This window comes from Vibrio sp. 1F255 (assembly GCF_041439145.1).
Taxonomy (GTDB): domain Bacteria; phylum Pseudomonadota; class Gammaproteobacteria; order Enterobacterales; family Vibrionaceae; genus Vibrio; species Vibrio crassostreae_C.
Genome location: NZ_JBGONQ010000013.1, coordinates 58,622 through 78,818, shown reverse-complemented (window position 1 = coordinate 78,818; position 20,197 = coordinate 58,622). Strand labels below are relative to the sequence as shown.

Annotated in this window: 14 protein-coding genes and 2 pseudogenes; 6 read left to right on the top strand and 10 right to left on the bottom strand. The window is 43.9% G+C overall.

Annotated features, from left to right (window positions below):
• Positions 1-29 precede the first annotated feature (29 nt).
• A complete protein-coding gene (locus ACED41_RS09800) occupies positions 30-359 on the top strand; it encodes a hypothetical protein (protein WP_017058851.1) in 330 nt (109 codons plus the stop codon).
• Positions 360-461: 102 nt separating this feature from the next.
• Here ACED41_RS09800 and ACED41_RS09795 read toward each other — a convergent pair whose 3' ends face one another.
• Positions 462-1,289: a MalM family protein gene (locus tag ACED41_RS09795; protein ID WP_017058852.1), complete on the bottom strand. Its 828-nt coding sequence runs from the start codon at positions 1,287-1,289 to the stop codon at positions 462-464.
• Positions 1,290-1,454: 165 nt separating this feature from the next.
• Positions 1,455-2,675 carry a maltoporin LamB gene (gene lamB / locus ACED41_RS09790; protein ID WP_170962457.1) on the bottom strand — a complete coding sequence of 407 codons (1,221 nt, stop codon included), beginning with the start codon at positions 2,673-2,675 and terminating at the stop codon, positions 1,455-1,457.
• A 433-nt stretch (positions 2,676-3,108) separates the two neighbouring features.
• On the opposite strand from lamB, the gene glgX reads away from it, so the two are divergent.
• The 3 genes from glgX to ACED41_RS09775 all read left to right on the top strand — a co-directional run bounded on the left by glgX (position 3,109) and on the right by ACED41_RS09775 (position 7,937).
• Complete coding sequence (glgX, locus tag ACED41_RS09785) at positions 3,109-5,103, top strand: glycogen debranching protein GlgX (RefSeq protein ID WP_371724885.1); 1,995 nt, start codon at positions 3,109-3,111, stop codon at positions 5,101-5,103.
• 231 nt (positions 5,104-5,334) lie between these two features.
• Positions 5,335-7,077, top strand: coding sequence for a diguanylate cyclase (locus tag ACED41_RS09780; RefSeq protein ID WP_371724884.1), 1,743 nt, complete (start codon positions 5,335-5,337; stop codon positions 7,075-7,077).
• 131 nt (positions 7,078-7,208) lie between these two features.
• The gene (locus ACED41_RS09775) at positions 7,209-7,937 is read left to right on the top strand and encodes a tRNA (adenine(22)-N(1))-methyltransferase TrmK (RefSeq protein ID WP_017069730.1); all 729 of its coding nucleotides are present in this window, start codon (positions 7,209-7,211) and stop codon (positions 7,935-7,937) included.
• A gap of 105 nt (positions 7,938-8,042) precedes the next feature.
• On the opposite strand, the gene ACED41_RS09770 is transcribed toward ACED41_RS09775, so the two are convergent.
• Positions 8,043-8,987, bottom strand: a complete 945-nt coding sequence (locus ACED41_RS09770; protein WP_017063993.1) for an acyltransferase — start codon at positions 8,985-8,987, stop codon at positions 8,043-8,045.
• Positions 8,988-9,318: 331 nt separating this feature from the next.
• On the opposite strand from ACED41_RS09770, the pseudogene ACED41_RS09765 reads away from it, so the two are divergent.
• Both ACED41_RS09765 and ACED41_RS09760 read left to right on the top strand, forming a co-directional pair.
• Positions 9,319-10,117: pseudogene (locus ACED41_RS09765) on the top strand (ferredoxin--NADP reductase).
• A 612-nt stretch (positions 10,118-10,729) separates the two neighbouring features.
• Positions 10,730-11,722 carry a 2-hydroxyacid dehydrogenase gene (locus ACED41_RS09760; protein WP_017063995.1) on the top strand — a complete coding sequence of 331 codons (993 nt, stop codon included), beginning with the start codon at positions 10,730-10,732 and terminating at the stop codon, positions 11,720-11,722.
• Positions 11,723-11,842: 120 nt separating this feature from the next.
• On the opposite strand, the gene ACED41_RS09755 is transcribed toward ACED41_RS09760, so the two are convergent.
• From ACED41_RS09755 to otnK, 7 genes and pseudogenes are all read right to left on the bottom strand, one after another.
• The gene (locus tag ACED41_RS09755; protein WP_065583767.1) at positions 11,843-12,715 is read right to left on the bottom strand and encodes a patatin family protein; all 873 of its coding nucleotides are present in this window, start codon (positions 12,713-12,715) and stop codon (positions 11,843-11,845) included.
• Between the two features lie 217 nt (positions 12,716-12,932).
• A complete protein-coding gene (locus ACED41_RS09750) occupies positions 12,933-14,384 on the bottom strand; it encodes a catalase (RefSeq protein ID WP_371724883.1) in 1,452 nt (483 codons plus the stop codon).
• A gap of 199 nt (positions 14,385-14,583) precedes the next feature.
• A pseudogene (locus ACED41_RS09745) lies at positions 14,584-15,757 on the bottom strand (glycerate kinase).
• 113 nt (positions 15,758-15,870) lie between these two features.
• Complete coding sequence (locus ACED41_RS09740) at positions 15,871-17,325, bottom strand: GntP family permease (protein WP_010431730.1); 1,455 nt, start codon at positions 17,323-17,325, stop codon at positions 15,871-15,873.
• Between the two features lie 178 nt (positions 17,326-17,503).
• The gene (gene otnI, locus ACED41_RS09735; RefSeq protein ID WP_371724882.1) at positions 17,504-18,280 is read right to left on the bottom strand and encodes a 2-oxo-tetronate isomerase; all 777 of its coding nucleotides are present in this window, start codon (positions 18,278-18,280) and stop codon (positions 17,504-17,506) included.
• Positions 18,280-18,927: an aldolase gene (locus ACED41_RS09730; protein ID WP_171349682.1), complete on the bottom strand. Its 648-nt coding sequence runs from the start codon at positions 18,925-18,927 to the stop codon at positions 18,280-18,282. Before ACED41_RS09730 ends, otnI begins: the two co-directional genes overlap by 1 nt.
• Positions 18,928-18,938: 11 nt before the next feature.
• Positions 18,939-20,195, bottom strand: coding sequence for a 3-oxo-tetronate kinase (gene otnK, locus ACED41_RS09725; protein WP_371724881.1), 1,257 nt, complete (start codon positions 20,193-20,195; stop codon positions 18,939-18,941).
• Between the last annotated feature and the right edge of the window lie 2 nt (positions 20,196-20,197).

Below are 20,197 nucleotides of genomic sequence, written 5' to 3'. Positions count from 1 at the left end.
GTCGTTAAATTTTGATTAGGAAAACTTCCATGAACCGTAAACATATCATCAAAACCATCCAAATGGGCATCGTGACTACAGCATTGATGGGCGGGATGGCTTTGGCTAATACCACTGATCTTGTAGAATCTACCGACGCTGCTCGCGCCCTGGCACATACTCCTAGCACTGCAACAACGCAACAAATACAAGCTGAAAATGCCGCGCACAAACAGGCACTGCAAACACTTGAAAGCAACGGTAATGTTGATCAATATATGGAAACGGATAAAGCAGGGGAAACGACTACTGGTCACGTATCAAAATGCGAAAATACAGAAGTCCCTTTAGGCGAGAAAGTTGCTGAACATTGCAAATAAAAAGCATATACATTAAAGCGGTATTCGATAGGGTTCCTTAGAAGATGCTAACCGATGCTTAACTTACAAGCATTGCACTTTTAAAGGAACCCTTTATCTATATTACTTGGCGTTGACGGCTCGCACAAAGGCTTCTTGTGCACCTTCAATACCAAGGGCTTTTGCTTCATCTAATAAGCTAAGTGCTTTGGGAATATTGTCTGCGTCTACTGCTGCTTGAATGGCATTATGGTAGTAAGTTTGTGTTTCTGGTTGAATAGTCTCAACCTTAGCTGCTGCCGCTGGTTTAGCGTTAGATTCACTGCTAGAGCCAAATGAGAAGAAGCCCACTCTATCAATAGTCACTTCAATCTTACCGACATTCGCGTTTGGAACGGGGATGTCTTCTACTTCTGGCAGGTAGTTACCGCGGCCTTCCGCATCTAAACGTGCAGGGTGAATGACATCAGTAAAACCACCAAGATCTTCTTGCTCTGTATAGATAACTAAGTAAACAGATTCAGCAGTTGTCGGTGGGTAAAAATCATTTTCTGCAACAAGACGGTTGCCCAAATGCAACCTAGGCTTCGCGTATTCGAAGCTCTCTTTGCCATAACGCTCTAACTCGCGACCGTTTTTATCGTAAATCACGGCATTCGGCACAAATGCTGTATCACCGATCATGCTGGTGATCTTAATAGAGTATTCACCGCGATCCGCTGGTAGCTCGATCGCTACTACAGGGCTGTTTATACCCTGATAGTTTAAAATTTGACTGTCTGGTGTTACATCGAAAATTGCCGAGCTTGGAAGCTTCATCGGGGCAAATTGAAGACCAGCAATAGAGTTAACTTGTTCAGCCTGTGCCACTTGCACTTGCTCGACTACTTGTGCAGATTGACAACCGGCCAACGCAACACAACCACTCAACATTAGAGCTTTAAAATACATAACCCTTCCTTCTTGTTATTTTTTTAAGAAATTTACTAACTTTAATTACCACAAAGAGAACTATTCACCTAGGGAACGATCAACTTAATCGTACATTCCTTAAAAAAATAGCCGACGCGAGCCGGCTATGAATTAGGACAGTTTAGGATTTGTTAAGCTAAGTGTTTACCACCAAGCTTCAGCTTGAATACCGAACACGTACTCAGTATCGTCGCCGTTGAATGCATCTTTGTTTTCAGTATCTAGGATGTAAGAACCGTAAACACGAATTTCAGGACGAGCCCAGAAGCTGTCACCCATAGCCCAAGCTTGAGCTACTGTGAACTTAGCGTTACCGAAATCTTCTTTAGCTAAACCGCTGTCTGAAATTTTCTCACCAGCATTGTAACCTGCTTCGAAGATAGTACGCATAGTGTCGTTCCACTTGAACATTGGACGAGCAACTACAGAGTACTGGTCGATATCAAAGTTTTTGTTTGTGTAAACGCCTCCAGCTTGACCACCGATGTCGCTACCAGATAGGTATGCTAGTTGGTGACCCATTTCCCAAGATTCGCCTAGGTTCATTACACCCCAGTTGATCAAACGGAAACCAGATGCATCGTTGAATGCTTCAGTACCACGAGCGTAGTATGTACCTGAACCCCAGAAGTTAGCCGCCTGAACACCGTAACCGTTAGTACCGTATTGAAGGATAGTTTGGTGGAAACCGTTATCCATACCTTGGTGAATGATCGCAGAAGCTAGTAGGCCATCATCCGCTTCTTCACTCTTATCATCAGAGTCAGTTGCAAAGTTGTACGCTAATGCTAGCTCTAGAGATGCATCTTGCCATAGGCCAATGTTCGCTAGACGAGCATCAAAAATGTAACCTGTAGACTCGTCGTGGTCACCGTCTTGAATCAGCGCAACAGAAAGCTTCTGGTCACCAATAGATAAGTTTTCAATACCACCACCGGTACCTGACGTGTTTAGGAAGTAAAAGTCAGTGATGTGGATATCTTTACGTTGGTAGTATGTTTTACCAGCCCAAAGCGTTGCTTCTTTGTCTGAAGCGATCACGCCTTTAGCTTTAACAGCAAATTGTGCAACGTTGAAATCACCGTCTTCCCAACCATTAGAACCGTTGTTGCCTTGAGCAATCATAGATTCTACGCGCCACGTTTGCTCGCCAGTTTTTAGTTCTTCAGCTAGACCAAACTCGTAGTAGTTGTCATTTTCGTTACCTAGACGACCAATACCGTTTTTATTTACTGATACGTCGCCGTTACCGTTACCGCTAATACCAGTACCAGCACGCATGTAGCCATTAAAATCTACAGCGAACGCAGAGCCAGCAGCTAATGTAGTTGCCACTGCAACAGCAATCAAACTTACTTTTTTCATTCTTAACTCCATTAAGGACGATTTATTTTAGGTTTTTATATTTTTGCTCTCTTGCGGCAACCAAAGGCAGTAATGGTAGTCGTAAGATAGAGAGGTTTAGGGTTTCCCCTGATTCGTTTCAACGGGGTCAATATTAAGAGGGGATGACAAGTTTGACTTCCTCCGCCCCTAAGTTAATTAAGGGGGACTAGAGGGGAGTAGAAAATATACAGAATGGTGTTTTAAAGAGGTAGATCACTTAATATAGGAGGAGTAGACAGCACACAGATCTAATTATTCAACATAAGTGAGATCTAGCTCAAATATATAATTTGAACTTCATCGATGAATTATTTTTTTACCGTAATTAATCTGTGAAGTTGCTTGACCTTACTGTGACAAAGCCTTTTACTAATAGTTCACTGATGTTGATAAACGAACAAGAAATCAAGCAATGACTAGAACGCTCGCTCGCCCTTATCCGCTAGGCGCAACGCCAGGTAACACTGGCTGCAACTTCTCTATTTATTCTCCTGACTGTAAATCTCTTTCACTCGCTCTTTTTGACGAGAACGACGAATTCACCACTTATAAATTGGAAAATGAATACGCTGATATCAGATATGTCTTTATTGATGGTATTAAAGCGGGGCAAAAATACGGCTTCATTGCCGAAACGGACAATGGCCCTATCCTGCTTTCAGACCCGTATGCCAAAGCAATAAGCGAACCGCTCGATTACGTCACGCCATATACCAATGAAAAAAGCTTTGCTATGGCGAAATGTGTCGTTGTTGATGACACCTTCGATTGGCAAGATGTAGAAAAGCCACGCATTAGCCGCGAAGATACCGTTCTTTTTGAAACGCATGTAAAAGGTCTATCTCAACTGCACCCAGAAGTGGCTGCCAATACTAAAGGACGCTACTTAGGGTTAGTGAGCCCTGAAATGCTTGCGTTCTACAAACAGCAAAATATCAACTCTCTACAGCTTTTGCCCATTGCCGCATGCATGCATGAACCACACCTATTAGACATGGGTAAAGTGAACTATTGGGGTTACAACCCATACTTGTTTATGGTGCCTGACCCTCGCTACGCAGAGAAAGATGCCGTAAACGAGTTAAAGACTGCGATTCGCGAACTGCACCGCAATGGCATCGAAGTCATTCTAGATGTCGTGTACAACCACACAGCAGAAGGTGGGGAAGGCGGAACCACCTTCAACCTAAAAGCACTCGATAGCCGCTACTACATTAAACATGGCTGCCATTATGCGAATTTCACGGGTTGTGGAAACACAGTAGATCTCACCCACCAGCCCGCACTCAACTTAGTGATGGATACGCTTCGTTACTGGGTGAGTGAATTCAAAGTCGACGGCTTCCGTTTTGATTTGGCCGCGACGCTGGGACGTGAAGGCGATAATTACAACCCTGAAGCTGCTTTTTTCAAAGCCGTTGCTCAAGATCCTGTGCTCAAAGAGACCAAGTTGATTGCAGAACCGTGGGATATTGGCCCTAACGGTTATCAAGTAGGTAACTTTCCACTAGGCTGGAATGAATGTAACGACAAACTGCGTGATATCACACGTAGCTTCTGGCGCGGTGATCAAGGCTATCTAAAAGAGTTTGCGACGCGCTTAATGGGATCTCGCGATATCTACAGCGCAGCACACTGGCCATACAGACTAACCGTAAACTACATCACGTATCACGACGGCTTCACAATGCAAGATCTTGTCTCTTACAAACACAAGCACAATGAAGATAACGGCGAGAACAACCGAGATGGACACGGTGATAACCGCTCTGATAACTACGGTGTTGAAGGGGAAACCGAAAACCTATTGGTTGTTGCCACACGCGAAAAACAGAAACGTAACTTCATGGCGAGTCTGTTGTTTGCCTTTGGCATTCCACATATTCTGACAGCTGATGTGTTATCTCACACTCAAAAAGGCAACAACAACGCTTACTGTCAAGATAGTGTAACTAGCTGGATTAACTGGGAAGATTCTGAGCGAAAAACTTATTTCAAGACTTGGTTAGCTGAAATGATCTCTGCACGTCAACAATATATGGTGCCTTTTATTAAGGCGTTCAGCGGAGAAAAACGCAACTCGAACCGCATCTTCTGGAGCCGTGTCGATGGCACACTCATGGAGCATGATGATTGGAATCGTTTAAGCTCTGTTGCGCTGCACTTAGGTATTGGCAAAGACGGTGACGAATTGATTTATTTGATAAACCAAACCAACGCACCCGCTCGATTCTCGTTACCGACTGATCGCGACCAAAACTGGGTCACCATTTGTGATACCAACTTACGAAATGTAAAACCAGGTCATGCAGAAGGTGAAATGCTGCTATCGCCGACTTCGATGGCAATTTTGCACTACTCGCCAGATAACACTGATTTGATTGAAGTAAAAGCTAAGCTAGCTTAATAAAACGCCAAAAAACCATAAAAGCCAGTTATATTTATAGCTGGTTTTTTTATTAGCTGAATATCACATAAATCATTCTTTTATATGGAATCATTTGCATTGATGTGATGGATGAAACTGTTTAGTATTGCCGTACTATAAAAATGAATCTATAACGTCTTGGATATCATGGCTTTACCTAAAACACTTATTCGGCTTTTCAAACCATACATACTCTTACTAACCGGAGGAATGCTTTATTTAGCTATCGCTCAACTAGAGAAAGTTGAAACTACAGCAACTAACCAATCATCATCAAATATTCGTATCGCTAGTTCCACTATTCGCTCAAATATCGAAGCCGTTTTCGGCAAGCTTTACTTTCTTGAGACCAGTTTAGGCTTACCTAAGGCATCCAGCTTTGATGACAAAAAATTTCGCGAAATCAGTGATAATATCCTAAAAAGAACACCCAATTTCTCAGATATCGTTCGATACAAACCGCAATCTCAAAATTATATTTCCACTCGAGGTCTTCCACTTTCGAGCGAACAAATCGCCGTAATACAATGGCATTCAATAGACAACGTCGTTGAGGATTTCTACATTTCTTCCGTTTATCAAAAGCCTGATGGGCGTTGGGTATTTGCGGTAAAACACACGGTAGAAAGATTGAACGAGGAAATATGGATTGAATTTGACTTGTTTCACACCACGCAGGGTTTAAGAGATTTAAAAACGCTTAATAATGGCTATGTATTTGTTGTAGACAGAGCAACAGAGCGACTGGTATTCCACCCGGATCCACAGCGTATCGGTTCTAAATCCATCAGCTTCCATGCAGGGATCAGCCACCAACTCTCACAAGGTGAAACCGTTGGTAAGCACGAATATTACTATCAAGATAACTTCAAAATATCGGTATTTGACGCAGACAACAGCTTAAATTGGGTGTTCATTGCGGGCACTGACCGCCATGACATCTTAACCAGCTCACATCAATTTACGTTGACGGGCTTAGTACTGGGCTCACTCCTGCTATTGTGGATTGGTGCCAACTATCTGGCTTATCGTTTGAACGTGTCCTTGTCGCAACTGAATAAAGTCGATGACCTTGTAAGCTTTAAGCGAGAGTTAAAATCCATACTGGATAGTTTCACCTACCAAAAAGGCATTCAATTCTGTCTCTATCAGCTTGAGAACCACGCATTCAGTACCATCGACTATCACGGAAACAAATCCACGGTACATTGTGACAAAGCCCTTGCAGAGCGATTTACACCGGACACTATGGCTTACCGAAGTGGTAAGTACGCCGATCCACTGGCGTGTAAACTCAAAATACACCAACGTCATTACTGTATTCCTTTGCACTCTCGTCAGCAGTTGATCGCAGTGTTGTACGTAAACGTAAACTTACCGATCAGCCAGAGTATTCTACGAATGATCCGTGATTACACTGAAGTCTCTTTGTCTAACTTACTGCTTCAACATCAATTGAGCAGCAAAGATCTGATGACGCAGTTAGACAATATGAGCAGTTTCAGCATCGCCATCGAAAACTACGTGAGCGAGCCCGATACCTATGTCGCTCTGCTTGATATCGATAACTTCGACCACGTAAACCGAGCCTACGGTGAAGCGGTGGGCGACAAGATGATCAAGCTGACTGCAGAATCGATACGCAGTTACTTCCCCAAGCCAAAGGGACTTTGCTTGGCTCGTGTTGGAGGAAAGGAGTTCGCAGTATTATTCAAAGCCAATGATGTGAAAGATGCCAAATTCCAGCTAGACCAGTGCAGAGTCGCAATCGCGGAGAAAACCATCGTCACTCCAGATATCACCTTATCGCTAGGGGTTAGCGTGGGATACTCGCAAATAGAGGGTGAAACAGACTCAGCTTTAGCGCTGGCGGAACAAGCGAAACTTATCGCGCAACAACTTGGTAAGAACCGAGTGGAAGGCCATATCAGAGCCGTTGCCAAAGCATCGTAAACCTATACTTACATTTCTGTAGCCACTACAAAGCACCTAGGATTCACACCCTAGGTGCTTTTGTTTTTCTAGAAAGTCATTACAATGCGCCTTCGATAAGACAACATCCCTTTTCTAACGACACGAGCCTTATGAAGCTAAGTAACCGACTGCAAACTCTCCATTCCCTTGTCAGCAATGACTACCAACATATTTGGGACTGTTGTTGTGATCACGGCTTCTTGGGTGTTCAACTGTTGTCGGATAACAAAGCACCTCAGCTTCACTTTGTCGATATTGTCCCGTCTCTTATGAGCGATTTGGAAAGCAAACTTACGCGTTACTTTCCGCAAGGTGCAATAGCAGAACAGAAAGTGACTAGCCAATGGCAAGTCTACTGTATGGATGTCGCCGCTATCCCGCTTGAGAAACATACTGGCAAACACCTGGTGATTATTGCGGGCGTCGGTGGCGATCTTACTCAAAAGCTCGTCGATGATATTCATCGTCAACACCCAGACAAAGCGATCGATTTCTTGCTTTGTCCGGTGCATCAGCAATTCGAGTTGAGAAGCCATTTAAAGGCGATCCATTTTGGTCTTATTGATGAAGTGTTGATTGAAGAGAACCGTCGTTACTACGAGATTTTATTGGTGAGTAATAGTCGCGGTGATTCAGAAAAGAGCCAAACCGTTAGCGAGATATCAAACGTCGGTGACAAGATCTGGACACCAAGTTGTGATGAACAAGTGAAGGTATCACAGCAATACAAAGCCAAAACATTGCAGCACTACTTACGTATCCATCAAGGACAAGAGAAGCAAGGCAAACCTAGCCAAGTAAAGCATATTATTGATGCTTACCAGGCGGTTAAGCCATAGTAAGTACTAACTTAATGGTTTGAATATTAAGAAAGTCAAATTAATAAAAAAGCCGATAGTTCAATGAGCTATCGGCTTTATTAATGCTATCGATTCAGTTTTAGCTTACTGTTCTTGTTTCTTATAAGCCACATCAGGCTCGTCAACTGTCTCTACCTCAGAAGGCTTATCAACCCCATAAACCGTATCAAGGTAGACGTCTTTCTCTTTCCACGTGCTGTTCAACCAATTGTGGAAGCGACGTTTAAAAGCCTTATCTTCAAAGTAATTACCGTTCACGTTCTCATCCATTGGATGCAATTTAATACGCACAACGACCTTAGTCATTTTGCCCTTCAGCATATCTTCAAACGGAGAGGTTTGGTTTTCAGGGTAAGCTAAGGTCACATCCACGATGCCATCCAAAATTGGGCCCATTGCAGATAAAGCAAATGCCACGCCCCCAGTTTTCGGCTTCAATAAGTGGCGATAAGGGGTCTTTGCTGACGCCAGTTTCTCGTGGTTTGCACGAGTCCCTTCAACAAAATTAACCAATGTTGTCGGTGCTAATTTGAACTTAGTACACGCTTTATTGATTGCATTAAAATCATCATTACGGCGTTCTGGGTTGCGTAATAGGAACTCACGAGAGTGGCGTCTCATGAATGGCATATCTAAGCCCCAGCAGGCCAAGCCAACAAATGGTACGTACAACAATTCATGTTTCAAGAAGTACTTCGTCATCGGCATTTTGTCTTTTAGGATTGAAGACAAAATCACAATATCTGCCCAGCTTAGGTGGTTAGACATCATCAAATACCACTGCTTGGTCGAAATATCTTCCCCCCCTTCCACTTGCCATTCGATATCGTTATTGGCGTTCAACATCCATAAATTAAGAGAAGCCCAACACCAGAATGTGAAGTTAGCTAAGCGAGTGCATGATTTTTGAACGACAGAAATTGGCAAAATAAGTTTGATTAGGGCAAACAGGCTCACAGCCAATGCGGTGAATGCAGTATTAATGGTCACGAACAATACGTTCAAGGCCATACGAAGATTATCAAGCATAAAACACAGTTATATTGAGAACGAAAGCCGCCATTATACGCATCTATAAATTATTCTCTTCAGTAATTGATTGAATATCCTAGGGGTCAAACCACTCAACCTATGTTTACGATGTTCAACCAGCTAAAGTCTATTAAAACGAAACCAAAACACATGCACGAGTCATTTGGACTCAAATAGTATATTGTCTTTTTGACAACATTCGACCCAATAATTAACCTTTAATCAGTATTGATAAGCATTCTCATTATTGGCGTGGTACATGCAACTCTAAAGTGTAAATAGTTGAGTATCCTTAATGAGATAACTTCTCTTCTTAAAGGTGGATGATATGACAGATATTCCTCATGGTTTAGTTACAGGCAAAGTCCTAAACAAAACAGAATGGACAGATCAATTGTTCTCACTCCAGGTTAGTGCACCTGTCTCTTCTTATCAGGCAGGTCAGTTCACGAAACTTGGCTTACTTAACAGTGAGGATGAGTTCGTAAGACGCGCCTATTCGATGGTGAACGCGCCAGAGCACGAACAAGGTCATCAACATGGAATTTTTGATTATTAAGGATCAGAACGGTCAGCTTTCACCTCAACTTAATGAGTTGAAGATGGGCGATGACATCTTTGTCGGCAAAGACCCAAGTGGCTTTATGACCTTAGATGAGATCCCAGAGATCGCCGACGATCTATGGATGCTTTCAACCGGAACCGCGGTAGGCCCATTTATCTCAATACTTGAGAGCATGCAGATACAGCAAAATGAGTTGACTTCAGACAAAGCCTCTTCATTCAAGAATCTGGTTCTAGTGCATGCTGTAAGAACAGAGCAAGACCTGACTTATCGAGATCGTATCACTCAACTCGTTAATCACTTTCAAGGGAGACTTAAATATGTGCCAATTATTTCTAGAGAATCAGTTACCGGAACTTTGCGCGGACGAATCCCAAATTTGTTACTTGGAGGCGACCTCGAGCAAGCCGCGTCTGTCGCTTTCAATCAAACCCGCAGTTTTTTCTACCTTTGCGGCAATCCGCAAATGGTTCGTGACACAAGCGAAGCGCTAACTAGCTTAGGTTTCGAAAAGCGCTTACGCAGAAAACCCGGTCAATTCAGCAGTGAGAACTACTGGTAAATAACAACCGCCACTCGTTAGACAGAAGCACAACTTTCAAAGAACAGTTAGAGAAGAGGTTTTATATGAGTCATTTACGTATTCCGTCACACTGGAAAATTCAACGTTCCACACCCGAAAGTAAGATTCATTCAATATTGATGAACTTATAAGCAAGCAACCTCGTAATTTGATTTTTAATGTTCAATAAGTGAAGACAAAAGATCAAATAACCATAGCAATTACAATGACTAATGGTGATAGACAAGAGAAAAAAACTCTAGCACACTGAACAGAGTTGTAGGGCATGTTGACCTATCGAGCTGATTTTTGCAGCCGTTTGTGGGTTATTTATACAAGGCAGAGAATTCGACGTGTAGCTCGCCTACATGAGAATTCGATAACGCTGTAGAAAGGAACCACAAACACTGCCCGAAGGGTTCGGCTAAAATCGTTTTACTCTTTGTTGAGAGGGTTTTGCTTAGAATGACTAGGCGGCAAACCTCTCGTCGCGATTAAAACGATTTTATCTCGAACAAAACTTAACCGCGAAAGGTCAACATGCCCTTGTTTTAATCCCGTTTCAGAGAATGAATCAGTGGGTTATTTATATTTTAGGTAAGAGAGGAAGCCATGCTCAACATTGCTTTTTTTAGCTCAAAATCATACGACGAAAAATCATTCGAACTGGCAAAAGGCGAACTCAACGCTGAGTTTCATTTTCACGATTTTCGACTCACCACAACAACAGCAAAAATGGCGCACGACAACGAAGTGGTTTGTGCGTTTGTAAACGATGACCTATCACGAGACGTGTTAGAGATTCTTGCTCAAGGCGGCACCAAGTTAATCGCGATGCGCTGTGCGGGCTTTGACAAGGTCGACCTAGACGCAGCCAAAGAGTTTGGTCTGCAAGTGGTTCGCGTTCCTGCTTATTCACCAGAGTCAGTAGCAGAACATACGGTCGGCATGATGATGTGTTTAAACCGCAAGCTGCACAAAGCGTATCAGCGTACTCGTGATGCAAACTTCTCTCTTGAGGGCTTGGTAGGCTTCAACTTCCACGGTAAAACTGTAGGTGTGATAGGCTCTGGAAAAATTGGCCTAGCGACCATGCGTATTCTGAAAGGTTTAGGCATGAACATCCTATGCTACGACCCATATCCGAATCCGTTGGCTGTCGAACTTGGGGCTAAATATGTTGAACTCGACGAACTTTACCAAGAGTCTGATGTGATTTCTCTACACTGCCCAATGAGTAAAGAGAACTACCACCTATTAGATGCGACTGCGTTTGAGAAGATGAAAGACGGCGTGATGATTGTCAACACCAGCCGTGGTGAACTACTGGATTCCACAGCTGCTATCGAAGCGCTTAAACAGAGTAAGATTGGCGCACTTGGTCTTGATGTGTATGACAACGAGAAAGAGCTGTTCTTCCAAGACAAATCAAATGACGTGATTGTCGATGATGTGTTCCGCCGTCTATCTGCTTGTCACAACGTGCTGTTCACAGGTCACCAAGCTTTCTTAACCAAAGATGCTCTGTTCAATATCGCGAACACAACACTCACCAGTGTTGATGCTTTCTTTGCTGGCAACACCAGCGGCAACGAACTCGTTTAATAACAGATTGAGTTAACAGCAGGCTGAGTTAAAAACAAACTAGGTCTACAGATACAAAGCCACGCTATTCTGAAGTGAACAGCGTGGCTTCGTCGTTTATTCAGTATTCTAAAACCGTTCCTAGACGCAGAAATGACAATCTTCAGTGTCTAAACCATAAACGCCTTTTCTAATAGCAAGGTGCTCTTCACCGGCTTTGACGCCCATCTCGTAACCTGTATTAAGAGTACTTTGATCCATAGTTAAACGCTTAACCGCGAAGGCTTCAGGTGGCGCTATCACTTTAATAGTCGCATCTTTGGGTGGGTTACGAATGAACTCCAGAGACTGGTTGTAGTTTTCAGCACGTACCGCCATCGACTCAGCAATATTCGGGAATTTCTTTAATAGTTTCTTCAGCATCCATTGGTGCTTTTGAGGCTTCATTCGGTAGCTCAATGGGTGAGACAGAATCACGGTAATATCGCGTGCGCCACGGCGATATGCTTCACGAACCGGAATCGAATCGGCTACACCGCCATCGGTATAACAGCCACCAGAGAAACACGGAGTTTCACGGTAAGCGATAGGTAAAGCCGTTGTTGCTTCAACAACATTAGAAAGGTTTTCTGGCTTAATATGGTAGTAGTCTGCACTGCCCGTATCGACATTTGTGACAGCAGCAATGAGTGGGATACTTGAAAACAACTCACCACAATCGAGCGGATAACGTTGATTGGATTCGTTCCATAACCATTTAACATCTACCAAGTTACCGCCTTTGGCAAAGCGAGCAGGATTAAAGAAAGTTTTATCCGTCGCCATCGTGGTGATCACATCATAACTGCGTTTTGGTGCATGAGATAAGTAGCCAACCAGATTCGACACACCTGCAGATACGCCGATGGCAAAATCATAAGGACGGAAATCGTCTTGCATGAAGGCGTCTAAAACTCCAGCAGCAAAAATACCTCTCATTGCTCCACCTTCAACGATTAATGCGCTCTTATTCATCTCAAACTCTTCTACTTTATAAACTGATAGTCGTAGAATAATCCCATCACTCTTACAAAGATAATGGGATAGATTTATCAATTCGATAGGTAAAAACTATCAATGTGGATTATTAAATTTTTCAATGATTTAGGGTTGCTTAATAAACAGCGAGATCAAAAAAGGCCGTTGAGTGATTCACTCAACGGCCTTTCAATTAACGAATCAAGATGATTGATTACGACTTAAATTCGCTCACGTCGATTTCAAGCAGTTTACCAATGCCTTCACCGTATGCAGGGTCAGCTTTGTAACAGTGTCTTAGGTGACGCAATTGAATCTCTTTTGGCACGCCGCCTAGGTTGCGAGCAGTGTTATCAAAAAGAATCGCTTGCTTCTCTGGTGTCATTAGGCGGAACAAGTCACCCGGTTGCGAGAAGTAATCTTCATCTTCGCGGTGATCCCAGTGTGCTGCTGCGCCATCTAGGTTCAGTGCTGGTTCAGCGAAATCTGGTTGCTCAGCCCATTGACCTTCGTTGTTTGGCTCATAACCTAATGTGCCACCGAAGTTACCATCGACACGCATCGCGCCATCACGGTGGTAGCTGTGTACTGGGCAACGAGGCGCATTCACTGGAATGTGCTGATGGTTTACACCCAAACGGTAACGTTGTGCATCACCGTAAGCAAACAGACGACCTTGCAGCATCTTGTCTGGCGAGAAGCTGATACCTGGAACTACGTTCGCTGGGTTGAATGCTGACTGCTCTACTTCTGCGAAGAAGTTTTGCGGGTTACGATTTAGCTCAAATTCGCCCACTTCGATCAACGGGTAATCTGCATGAGGCCAGATCTTAGTCAAATCGAACGGGTTGTATGGAACCTTCGCTGCATCCGCTTCTGGCATCACTTGTACTTTCAACGTCCATTTCGGGAAATCTTGGTTATCGATGCTGTCTAGCAAATCACGTTGGTGGCTTTCGCGATCATCACCGATCACTTGTGCCGCTTCTGCATCAGAAAGGTTCTTAATACCTTGCTGAGATTTGAAGTGGAATTTCACCCAGAAACGTTCGTTATCAGCGTTGATGAAGCTGAACGTGTGGCTACCAAAGCCGTGCATGTGACGGTAAGTCGCAGGGATACCACGGTCACTCATTACGATAGTAATTTGGTGCAGAGCTTCCGGCAAAGAAGTCCAGAAATCCCAGTTGTTTTTCGCGCTACGCATGTTGGTGCGTGGGTCACGTTTCACCGCGTGGTTTAAGTCAGGGAACTTAAGAGGATCACGAAGGAAGAATACTGGCGTGTTGTTGCCCACCATATCCCAGTTGCCTTCTTCAGTATAAAACTTCAATGCAAAGCCACGAATATCACGTTCAGCATCGGCAGCACCGCGCTCACCCGCAACTGTTGTGAAACGTGCAAACAAGTCGGTTTTTTTACCTATTTTAGAGAACAATTTTGCCTTGGTGTATTTTGTGATGTCGTGTGTAACGGTAAATGTGCCGTAAGCACCTGAGCCTTTCGCGTGCATACGACGCTCTGGAATCACTTCACGATCAAAATGGGCCAATTTCTCCAAAAACCAAACGTCTTGAAGAAGTTGTGGACCACGTTTGCCCGCCGTTTGAACATTCTGGTTATGAGCGACAGGACAACCCGCAGCTGTGGTCAGTTTTTTACTCATGGTCTATTCCTTAAGGTTAAAGATATCGCATCGTTGCCACATCTTAGATTTAAGTGGATTCAATACTTTAAAAACCACTAAAACAATATGGATAAAGAATAGACCTGAGTTGGCAGAAAATATAATCGTTTATATTTATCGTTGTTATCTATGAAACCTATTGAACTTCACTGCGAATAAGCCTATGTATAACTTCGGTTTATTTAAAAATGGCATGGCCTAACCTCAGAGTTGAGGCAATGTTCCTCGCCGTTCTGGTTAGGTTCAATTCAGCTTCTCGCAGTACTTGCTCGAGTGACTGAGGAGAGCGCACTGTACCAAACAAGCTGTTCATTTCACCATATAAGGCTTCGACTTCTGTACCTAAAGAACCTGCAATCCCTATGGTCGGAATGCCTTGTAAGCTCGCACGTTTGGCAATGCCATAAGGCGTCTTTCCTTGCAGAGTTTGATTGTCCATTTGCCCTTCACCGGTAATCACAAGATCTGCGCCTTTCAATACTTCATCGGCTTGCAAAACATCAAGCACCATCTCAATACCCGGTTTAATCTGCATGTTAAACAACAAACCAAGCCCCATTGGATCACCACCAGCCGCGCCATAACCAGTACGCTTGTGAACGGGATCATCCCCACGAACACAACCTTGCGATTCAACTACTTGATTGAGCAAAATTCTCAAGCGCCTTATCAAGCATCACAACTTGTTCTGGGCTTGCGCCTTTTTGTGGGCCGAATATATGGCTAGCACCGTTATCACCACACAACGGATTATCGACATCGCACGCCACAATTAACTCGATATCAGCATAGCGTGAATCTAAACCAGTAAGATCAATCGATGATAAATCAGCTAGTGCAACGCCACCTCGGTTAAGCTCTTGCCCTGCATTATCTAACAGTGTCCCACCTAATGCTTGAACAATACCTGCACCGCCATCATTAGTTGCACTGCCACCCAATCCAAGAATAATCGTTTGAGCGCCCTGCTCTATCGCCTCCAAAATCAATTGCCCCGTTCCGAATGAAGAAGCAATCAATGGATCACGCTGCTCTGGTTTCAACAAGTCCAAACCCGATGCAGCAGCAATTTCAACCAGTGCCGTTTTGTTCGGGTTGCTATTGGATGACTCAAGCATCGCCCATTCAGCATTAACTTGTTGCCCTAACGGCCCTTCGACTTGCCTATGTCGCTTTTCACCAACAAGCCCTTGGAGCAATACATCCACAGTCCCTTCACCACCATCAGCCAAAGGCAATGTTACGTATTCAGCGTCTGGGAAGATTTCACGAAAGCCCTTTTCAATACACGCCGCCACAGATACAGCCGATAGAGATTCTTTAAACGAGTCTGGTGCAATAACAATTTTCATACTGAGAGATCCAAAAGATTAGTAATTTTGATGAGTGCCCGATCCAAAAATGCCCCTATTGAAGATCAGCAAGCTAATCACTTAATAGGGGCAGTATATAAAGCTATGCAATATTAGTTAGTAACGGCTGTCTTTACTTGTGATTTCTCTTTACTTTTTAGCCACACAAACAGAGCACCTAACACAGCAATTGGTATCAGTGGATCAATCCACGTACCGCCTTTACCAAATACCAGGTTGAGAACCATGATGATGCTTGCACCAATCGCCCATGCGATAGTTGAAGACACAGACCAGATCTTGATTTGGTCTGCAAGTTCAGTAATACCTAACGTACGGTTAATGATATGAAAGTATGAATCGTTCAAGTGAGAGAAGCCTACAGGACCTACTGCACAAGCAAGGGCCACGAACACAGGATCCAAACCTAACGTTTCAACAAGAGGTAATGTCATTGTCGCCGCAACCATCATGGACGCCGTTGCTGAACCTTGGATTAAGCGAAGCATAGATGCAATTGCTAATGGTACTAATAATGGTGGAATGCCACTGCTCGCGATCGCTTCTGCAACTTGAGGCCCAGCACCTGATGCTTTAAGTACAGCCCCCATTGCACCACCACAACCAGTCACTACTAATATTAGACCTGTAGTCGATAGCGCATCATCCATAGAGCTAACCATGTCTTTACGTTCGATGTGGCGAGTAAGACCGTATAGCGCCATAAGAACACCGATACCTACAGCAACCACTGGGTTACCAATCAACGAAATAACGTTGTGCATTGCAGTATCACCTTGACCAACAAGCGTATTGATTAGAATGAATGCGATTGGCAACAAAATTGGACCGAATGATAAAAAGTTACTTGGTAGCTCTCTGTCATCTGTTTCTTTTACTTTTTCAAGGTTTGCCCAATCAGCTTGGTTCGTAATCCATGTTTCACCGTTTGGTACGCGGTAGTACTCGTTACCTACTCGGCGAATATAAATCATAGAAAGAAGCATCATAGGGATAGAAACCATCAAACCCCACAACATGTACTCACCTAGATCTACACCTAGAATTCCAGCCACAGCAACTGGGCCCGGTGTTGGTGGCACAAGTGCGTGAGTGATAAGCAAGCCAAGTGCTAGAGTCACACCTAAGCCAACCGCTGATTTACCTGTGTCACGTGAAATTGCGCGAACAAGAGAGTGTAAAATAATGTACGCAGAGTCACAGAAAACTGGGATAGCGACAAGTACACCTGTAAAACCTAGTGCTAAGTCTTCACGACCTTTACCACACAGCTTTACAAACGTTTTTGCCATTCTAACAGCCGCACCAGAACGCTCGAAACACGCGCCCATGATAACGCCGAACGCGATAATCAAACCAATACCACCAAGCACGCCACCAAAGCCGGCTTTAATTGCGTTGATCAGCTCTGTTGGTGCCATACCAGCGAATAGCCCCATGATGATACTTGCAATAATCATCGCAAGCGCCACTGGGATTCTTGTTTTAATGATCATGCCCATCATGGCTAAAATGCCAATTACGATGCCTATCAGTGCTCCATCCATTTTTATATTCCTTTTGTCTCTTTCTTCATTTTTAGAAAATTTGTAGGGTGGTGCATATGGGTGATACCGGGTCACCCATTGCACTTTATCGTTATGTGTTGGCTTACCTGTAAGCCGTGTTATCTAAATCAGTTTTTACTTTTATGATTCGTTACATATAAACGCCATTCACACCGCGCTATAAATAACTTTTTACCCAGCTAAGCCCCTCTTCTGTCGTGCTTCTTGGGTTATATTCACAGCCAATCCAACCTTGGTAACCTGAATCATCCAAAACACTAAATAAATGTGGGTAGTTCAGTTCGCCTTCCGATGGTTCATGCCTCTCTGGTACAGAAGCAATTTGGATATGACCGGTATAAGCAGCAACTTCACGAATCAAAGTACTTAAATCACCATCCATGATTTGCGCGTGATAAAGGTCGAGTTGAAGTTTCACATTTGGTCTATCGACCAACTTAATCAGTTCGACAGCTTCACGTTGATGCGCCACAAAATAGTTCGGAACATCACGGCTATTAAGAGGTTCAATCATCAATTCGATGCCTTGCTCAGCAAACTTATCAGCCGCAAAACGAATGTTTGAGATGAAGGTTTCAACGTGTTGTTGCTTAGTAAAGTTCTCATTCAATATGCCTGACATTGCATGGACTTTTTTACAGCCCAGAGCTGTCGCGTACATAAGCGCCGTATCAACACTAGCTTTAAATTCCTCTTCACGATCTGGAATAGCGGCAAAACCACGCTCACCCGCATCCCAATTACCTGGAGGCATGTTAAAAAGCGCCTGCTCAAAACCAAATCTCTGCATTTTTGCTGCAAGCTCTTCGGCCTCAAATGCATAAGGGAATAGGTATTCAACAGCTTTGAAACCGGCTTGGTGTGCTTTTTCAAAACGCTCTAGAAATGGTACTTCTGTGAATAACATCGTTAAGTTTGCTGCGAACTTAGCCATTATTTGCCTCTCCCTTTTAAATCCATCACTTCTTCGTCCGTTAGGTAACGGATATCATTCCCTTTCAATAAGAATGCTAATTTGGCGGTCTCTTCTAGCTCTTCAGCGTTATCAACGGCATCAACAAAGTCAGTGCCTGTTACTACTGGGCCGTGGTTTGCTAACAAAAATGCTCGATAATCACCTGCTCGTTTTGCCAACTCTTCAGCGATTTGTGGGTCACCCGGACGTAGGTAAGGAATCACTGGTAACTCACCAATTCGCATCACGAAATACGGTGTGAAAGCCTTAATCGCGTTATTACGATCCAACCCTTCAAGGCAAGACAACGCGGTAAGGTAAGTAGAATGCAAATGAACAATCGCATTGCATTCTGCATTATTTCTATAAATCGCTAAGTGGAATGCCGCTTCTTTAGAAGGCTTCTTACCTGAGATGTGGTTGCCATCGATATCAACAACCGACAATTCCTCAGCGACAAGGCGACCAAATGAAGAGCCTGTTGGTGTTGCTAGAAAATGCCCATTAGGTAATTTGATAGACAGGTTACCTGCACCACCAGTGGCGTAACCTCGTTCGAACATTGAACGAGCGAGCGTGACCATTTGCTCTCTTAACTGCTGCTCGTTCATCAAAACTTTACTCATTTGAATCTCGCTTATGAAAAGAATGATTGAGCTTTAGCGAAGAAGTTTTTATCACCAAAATTGCCCGATTTTAGCGCTAGTGATAGCTCACCTTCGACCGATTTAACCCAAGGCACACCTGGTGCGATTTGAGGGCCAATATGAAAACCTTTCACGGCTAGACTTTGCGTCACTACGCCTGATGTTTCACCACCAGCAACAATGAAGTTTTTCACACCATGTTGGTGCAGTTTGATAGCGAGTTGACTAAAAAACTGTTCAACGACGTGGCTTGAAGCTTGTGCGCCGTATTCTTCTTGAATGGCTTTCAGTGCGGCGGCATCTGCGGTTGCATAAACCAAAGGAGCAAACTCGCCTTGGTTATTGGTCATCACCCAATCGAACACATCATTGGCGTATTGATCATTGGTTAAGCAAGCCTTCACATCGATAGCAAAGTGAGGAGCAAGCTGCTTGTATACCGCAACTTGTTGGTTAGTCATCACTGAACAAGAACCAGAGAACACAACGGTTGGTGCTTTGACTGGGCTGCCGGCATGTTTTGCATCACTTTGGTCAGCAAGATGTCCTGTCCAATTTTTAGCGATACCAGCAGCTAGGCCTGAGCCACCTGTGATTAGTTTCATAGATTTAGCCGCTTGACCTAACGTCACCAAGTGCTCTGCATTAAATGCGTCTACCACGGCGTAGCGACTACCTTGAGCTTTGAGTTCGTTAAAACGAGCGGTAACCGCATCAGCGCCCTGTTCAATCGTTTGAAAGTTAACTAAACCGGAAACACCTTCTGATTGTGCGTCCATCATTCGAACCACACTTGAATCCGTCATTGGTGTAACAGGGTGATTACGCATACCTGAATCACTGAGCAACTCACCAAAAACAAACAAGTGACCGTTGTAAACCGTGCGACCATTTACTGGCAATGCAGGGCAAACCATAGTGAAAGATTCTCCAAGTTCCGCCAAAAGTGCATCTGTTACGGGACCAATATTGCCCTCAGCGGTACTGTCGAACGTTGAGCAGTATTTAAAGTAAAACTGTTGGCAACCTTGAGATTGAAGCCATTTAAGCGCAGTAACCGAATCCGTCACCGCTTGGTCAACTGGGCAAGAGCGAGATTTAAGGCTGATCACCACAGCATCTGCTGATGTGTCAAACTCTCCCGTTGGAATCCCATTCAGTTGAACAGTGCGCATACCGTTTTCAACCAAGAAACCAGCAATGTCTGTTGCACCTGTAAAGTCGTCTGCAATAACACCTAATAACATGA